4 protein-coding genes are annotated in these 5,956 nt (G+C 72.2%); all 4 read right to left on the bottom strand.

The features are described from left to right. Positions 1-75 precede the first annotated feature (75 nt). A complete protein-coding gene (locus PHC73_RS10505) occupies positions 76-1,035 on the bottom strand; it encodes an acetyl-CoA carboxylase carboxyltransferase subunit alpha (RefSeq protein WP_300127724.1) in 960 nt (319 codons plus the stop codon). 12 nt (positions 1,036-1,047) lie between these two features. Next, positions 1,048-4,590, bottom strand: a complete 3,543-nt coding sequence (gene dnaE, locus PHC73_RS10500) for a DNA polymerase III subunit alpha (protein WP_300127721.1) — start codon at positions 4,588-4,590, stop codon at positions 1,048-1,050. A gap of 36 nt (positions 4,591-4,626) precedes the next feature. Further along, positions 4,627-5,208, bottom strand: coding sequence for a ribonuclease HII (gene rnhB, locus PHC73_RS10495; RefSeq protein ID WP_300127719.1), 582 nt, complete (start codon positions 5,206-5,208; stop codon positions 4,627-4,629). Then, the coding region (lpxB, locus tag PHC73_RS10490; protein ID WP_300127717.1) for a lipid-A-disaccharide synthase at positions 5,199-5,956 on the bottom strand (758 nt) is incomplete at its 5' end. The genes rnhB and lpxB, both read right to left, overlap by 10 nt.

Raw genomic sequence — 5,956 nt, 5'->3', positions numbered from 1 at the left:
AGGCGACGCGCAGCGTGACCGGCGCCGGGCTGTGCGCGAGCGCCGCGCAGATCAGGGCCAGGCCGGGCGCGTCGCTCACCCTTCCTTGTAGACGCCGTAGCCGCGCAGGCGCGCGAGCCGACGTTCCAGCAGATCCGCCGCCGGCAGGCCGGTGAGTTCGTCCATGTGCCGCAGCACGGCGGTGCGCACGGCCGCGGCGGCGGTGTCGAAATCGCGGTGGGCGCCGCCGCGCGGCTCGGGGATGATCTCGTCCACCAGCCCCAGCTCGTGCAGGCGCGGCGCGGTGATGCCCATGGCCTCGGCGGCCAGTTCCGCCTTGCCGGAGTCTTTCCACAGGATGGCGGCGCAGCCCTCCGGCGAGATGACGGCATAGGTGCCGTACTGCAGCATCAGCAGGCGGTCGCCGACGCCGATGGCGAGCGCCCCGCCGGAGCCGCCCTCGCCGATCACCACGCACACGATCGGCACCGGCAGGCGCGCCATCAGGTACAGGCTCTCGGCGATGGCCTGGCTTTGGCCGCGCTCTTCGGCGTCCACGCCCGGGTAGGCGCCCGGCGTGTCGATGAAGGTGACGATGGGCAGCCGAAAACGCGCGGCGGTGCGCATCAGGCGCTGCGCCTTGCGGTAGCCCTCGGGCTTGGGCATGCCGAAGTTGCGGCGGACTTTCTCCTGCACGTCGCGGCCTTTCTGGTGACCGATCACCAGCACCGGGCGGCCGTCGAGCCGCGCGAGTCCTCCCACGATGGAGGGGTCGTCGGCGAACATGCGATCGCCGTGCAGTTCCTCGAAGTCGGTGAACACGCGGCGGATGTAGTCCAGCGTGTACGGCCGCTCCGGGTGGCGGGCGAGCTGGGCGATCTGCACCGGCGTCAGCTTGCCGAAGATGCTGTCGGTGAGGCTGTCCAGCTTGCGCTGCAGGCGCGTGATTTCCTCGTCCAGGCTGACCGTGCCGGCGCCGGCGGTCTGGCGCAGCTCGTCGATGCGCGCCTCGAGCTCGGCGATGGGCTTTTCGAATTCGAGAAACTGGAATGGCATGTCCGGTCCGGTTCAGTCGGCGGTGCTGTCGGCGAATGCACCGTAGTCGCTATCGACGAGGGCGTCCGAGCGGTCCGCCGCAGGGGCAGGCGACGGGGCGATGGTCAACGCCGGCGCGCGCGTGGGCGGCGGATCGTAACGGAATTCGGCCCGCGTGACGCCCGCCAGCGCCGTGAGCCGCGCCAGCAGTTCGTCGTCGGCGCGTACCTTGGGCGCCGCGCGCAGCAGGCCGCGGGCCTGGCCGGTGCGGCAGTCGAGCAGCACCGGGCACGGCCCGCGGTGGGCATCGAGCAGTTCGGCCAGGCGCGCCGGAAGATCGGCCGGCGCGCGGGCGGTGTCGATGCCGATCATCAGCAGCGCGCCGCGCCCGGCGCGGGCGGCCGCCAGCGGCAGCGCCTTTTCGGCGCGGATGCGGTAGCCGCCGTTGAACTCGTCCACCGACACCTGGCCCTCGACCACCAGCAGGCGGTCGCGGGCGAGCAGGTCGCCGGCGCCGTCGAGCTGCTCGTCGAACAGCGTCACTTCAAGGCGCGCGGTGCGGTCGTCGAGCGTGACGAAGGTCATGCGCCGGCCCTTGGTGAGGGTGCGGCTGGCGGTGACCAGGCCCGCCACACGCGCGCTGCGGCCCTCGAAGCGCTGCACGTCGGCCAGACGGCAATCCACCAGGCGCGGCAATTCGGCTTCGTAACTTTCGATCGGGTGGCCGGACAGCCACAGCCCCAGCGACTCGCGCTCGGCCGCCAGGCGCTCGGCCGTGCTCCAGCGCGGGCAGTCCGCGAGCGGCGGCGTCGGCGCCGGACCGCTGGCCAGCGGCCCGCCGAACATGTCGTTCTGGCCGGCGTCGGCGGCGCGGCTTTCCTGTTCGGCCAGCGTGTAGGCCTGCGGCAGGGTGGCGAGCAGCGCGGCGCGGTGGTCGTTGAGACCCTCGAAGGCGCCGACGCGGATCAGCGCTTCGGCGGCGCGCTTGTTGACGCGCCGCGGGTCGATGCGGCGGCAGAAATCGAACAGATCCTTGAACGCCCCGCCGGCCTCGCGCGCCTCGACGATGGCCTCGATGGCCGCCTCGCCGACGCCCTTGACGGCGCCAAGACCATAAACGATGGCGCCGTCGTCGGTGACGGTGAACGCGTGCCGGCCGCGGTTGATGTCGGGCGCCAGCACCGGCAGCTGCATGCGCCGGCACTCATCGATCAGCGTCACCACCTTGTCGGTGCTGTCCATGTCGGCCGACAGCACGGCGGCCATGAAGGCGGCCGGGTGGTGCGCCTTCAGCCACGCGGTCTGGTAGGACAGCAGCGCGTAGGCGGCCGAGTGCGACTTGTTGAAGCCGTAGCCGGCGAACTTCTCCATGAGATCGAAGATTTCGCCGGCGCGCGCCGCGGACACGCCATTGGCGACCGCGCCGTCCACGAAACCCGAACGCTGCTTGGCCATCTCCTCGGGCTTTTTCTTGCCCATGGCGCGGCGCAGCAGATCCGCCTGGCCCAGGCTGTAGCCGGCCAGCACCTGGGCGATCTGCATCACCTGTTCCTGGTACAGGATGACGCCGTAGGTCGGCCGCAGCACCGGTTCCAGGCGCGGCTCGAGGTAATCCGGCCGGGCGCGGCCGTGCTTGCGGTCGATGAAGTCGTCCACCATGCCGGACTGCAGCGGCCCCGGCCGGTACAGCGCCACCAGCGCCACCACGTCGTCGAAGCAGTCCGGCTGCAGGCGGCGGATCAAATCGCGCATGCCGCGCGATTCGAGCTGGAACACCGCGGTCGTCTCGCAGCGGCGCAGCAGCGCGTAGGCGTCGGGGTCATCCAGCGGCAGGTCGTCGATGTCGAAGCCCGCGAATTTGGGATCGCGCCGGGCGAGCGTCTCGAGCGCCCACTTGATGATGGTGAGCGTGCGCAGACCCAGAAAATCGAACTTGACGAGGCCAATCGCCTCCACGTCGTCCTTGTCGTACTGGGTGACCGGGCTGCCGCCGCCGGCTTCGCAGAACAGCGGCACGAAGTCGGTGAGCGGGCCGGGCGCGATGACCACGCCGCCGGCGGGCCTGCCGGCGTTGCGCGCCAGACCCTCGAGCGAGCGGGCCAGGTCGATCAGCGTGCGGACCTCGTCCTCCTGCTCGTAGCGCGTGCGCAATTGCGGCTCGTCGGCGAGCGCCTTGTCGAGCGTGATGCCGAGCTCGAACGGGATCAGCTTGGCGATCGAATCGACGAAGCCGTACGGCAGACCCAGCACGCGCCCGACGTCGCGCACCACCGCCTTGGCCGCCATCGAGCCGTAGGTGATGATCTGCGACACCCGCTCGCGGCCGTAGCGCTCGGCCACGTAGTCGATCACCCGGTCGCGGCCGTCCATGCAGAAGTCGACGTCGAAGTCCGGCAGCGACACGCGCTCGGGGTTCAGGAACCGCTCGAACAGCAGGTCGTTGGCGAGCGGGTCCAGACGCGTGATGCCGAGCGCCCAGGCCACCAGCGAGCCCGCGCCCGAGCCGCGACCGGGCCCGACCGGCACGCCGTGGCCGCGCGCCCAGGCGATGAAGTCGGCGACGATCAGGAAGTAGCCCGCAAAGCCCATGCGGTTGATGACGCCGAGTTCCACGTCGAGCCGCTGCCAGTAGGGCGCCTCATCGGCGGGCTTGGCCTTGGCGAGCAGGGCCTTGAGGCCGGTCTTGGCCTGCTCTGCGACGTAATCTTCGGCGCTCACGCCGTCGGGTGTCGGGAAGGCCGGCAGCAGCGGGCGGCCGAGCGTGAGTTCGAGGTTGCAGCGCTGTGCGATGGCGAGCGTGTTCTCGAGCGCCTCCGGCAGGTCGGCGAACAATTCGGCCATCTCGGCCGGCGTGCGCAGGTATTGCTGCTCGGAATACGGGCGCGGCCGGCGCGGGTCGTTGAGCACCCGGCCTTCGGCGATGCACACGCGCGCCTCGTGCGCCTCGAAGTCCTGCGCAGTCAGGAACCGCACATCGTTGCTGGCCACCACCGGCGCCCGGGCGGCAACGGCGAGCTCCACGGCGGCGGCGATGTAGGCCTCCTCGCCGGGGCGGCCGGTGCGCGCAAGCTCGAGGTAATAGCGGTTCGGGAACAGCGCCTGCCAGTCGGCCAGCAGGCGCGCGGCCTTGTCCATGGCACCGCTCGAAAGCGCCTGGCCGACGTCGCCGGCAAGGCCGCCCGACAGCGCGATCAGGCCATCGACGTTACCCGGCAGCCAGTCGCGCTGCACACCCGGGCGCCCGGCGCGCTGGCCGTCCAGGTAGGCGCGGCTCAGCAGCCGGCACAGGTTCACGTAGCCCTGGTGGTTCTGGCACAGCAGCAGCAGACGCGTGGCCGCGCTGGCGTCGGCCTGCTCCCACAGCATGACATCCGCGCCGATGATGGGCTTGATGCCGGCCGCCTGCGCCGCCTTGTAGAACTTGACCGCGGCGAACAGGTTGCCGGCGTCGGTGACGGCCAGCGCCGGCATGCCGGCCGCGCGCGCGGCATCGACCAGCTCGTCCACCCGCAGCACGCTGTCGGTGAGCGAGTACTCGCTGTGCACGCAAAGATGGACGAAGCCCGCGCAGGTCATGGGCAGCCGACGAGAAGAGCGGTAGGGCGAATAAGTTTAGCCCGCGCCGCCCAGCAGCCGGCGCACGGGGCCGAAGCTGCGCCGGTGGCAGGCGCTCGGCCCGAGCCGGGCGAGCGCCGCCAGATGCTCGGCCGTCGGATAGCCCTTGTGGCGGGCAAGACCATAGCCGGGATGGACGGCGTCGAGAGCGTCGAGCTCGGCGTCGCGCGCCACCTTGGCGATGATGGAGGCGGCGCTGATGGCCGGCACCGTGGCATCGCCGCCGATCACCGGCTCGGCCTGCGGCAGTCCCGGCGGGCGGTGCTTGCCATCCACCAGGATGCGCGCCGGCGCGAGCGTGAGCGCCGCCACGGCGCGCTGCATGGCCAGCAGGCTCGCCTGCAGGATGTCGAGGCGATCGATCTCCTCCACCTCGGCGCGGCCGAGCGCCCAGGCGAGCGCTTCGGTCCTGATCTGCGTCGCCAGCGCTTGGCGCCGCGCGGCCGATAGCGTCTTTGAATCGGCGAGTCCCGCGATCGGCCGGGCCGGGTCGAGGATCACGGCGGCAGCGACCACGGGCCCGGCAAGCGGGCCGCGGCCGACCTCGTCCACCCCGGCCAGCAGCAGACTCAGCGCCACGCGGCCGCGTCCCCGGCGCGTCGCTCCCGCTCGAAGGCCTCGCCCAGCACCGCCTGCGCGGCGAGCTCGGCGGGATCGACGTCGGTCGGCGGGTGCAGCGCGGCGAGCTCGGCCTGCATGGCGGCGCTCGCGGCCGGTTCGAGCAGCTCGGCGAGCGCCGCGCCGAGCGCCGCGGGCGTTGCCGCGTGCTGGATGAATTCCGGCACCAGCCGCCGGCCGGCGAGGAGATTGGGAATCGCCACGTGCGGCGCGCGCACCAGGCGCCGGGCGATGGCGTAGGTGAGCGGCGACAGGCGATACGCCACCACCATCGGCCGGGCCAGCAGCATGGCCTCGAGCGTGGCGGTGCCGGAGGCGAGCAGCACCGCATCGGCGGCGGTCATGGCCCGCTGCGCCTGTCCGTCGAGCAAGGTGCAGGACAGGCCCGCGCCGCGGGCGCGCAGCTCGCCTTCCACCGCCGCTCGCGCGGCGGCGTCGACCAGCGGTACCACCACCGCGCACGGCCGGCCGTTGGCGCGCAGCCACTGCGCGGTGTCGAGAAACAGACCCGTCAGGCGCCGGTACTCGCTGGCGCGGCTGCCCGGCAGCAGCGCCAGCACCGGCGTGTCGGCCGGCAGACCGAGTTCGGCCCGCGCCGCCGCGCGCTGCGCCGGCGTGACCGGCTTGAGGCAGGCGCTCAGCGGATGGCCGACCACGCTCACCGGCACGCCGTGGCGCTCGTAGAACGCGGCCTCGAACGGGAACAGCG

It is taken from the genome of Immundisolibacter sp., from assembly GCF_028696615.1.
Taxonomy (GTDB): Bacteria; Pseudomonadota; Gammaproteobacteria; order Immundisolibacterales; family Immundisolibacteraceae; genus Immundisolibacter.
The sequence above is the reverse complement of the archived record's forward strand: the minus strand, read 5'-3'. Positions and strand labels throughout refer to the sequence as shown.

Bases quoted from the DNA above. Each gene is read 5' to 3' on its own strand.
- PHC73_RS10505 (WP_300127724.1), bottom strand. From the start codon at position 1,035: ATGCCATTCCAGTTTCTCGAATTCGAAAAGCCCATCGCCGAGCTCGAG.
- dnaE (WP_300127721.1), bottom strand. From the start codon at position 4,590: ATGACCTGCGCGGGCTTCGTCCATCTTTGCGTGCACAGCGAGTACTCG.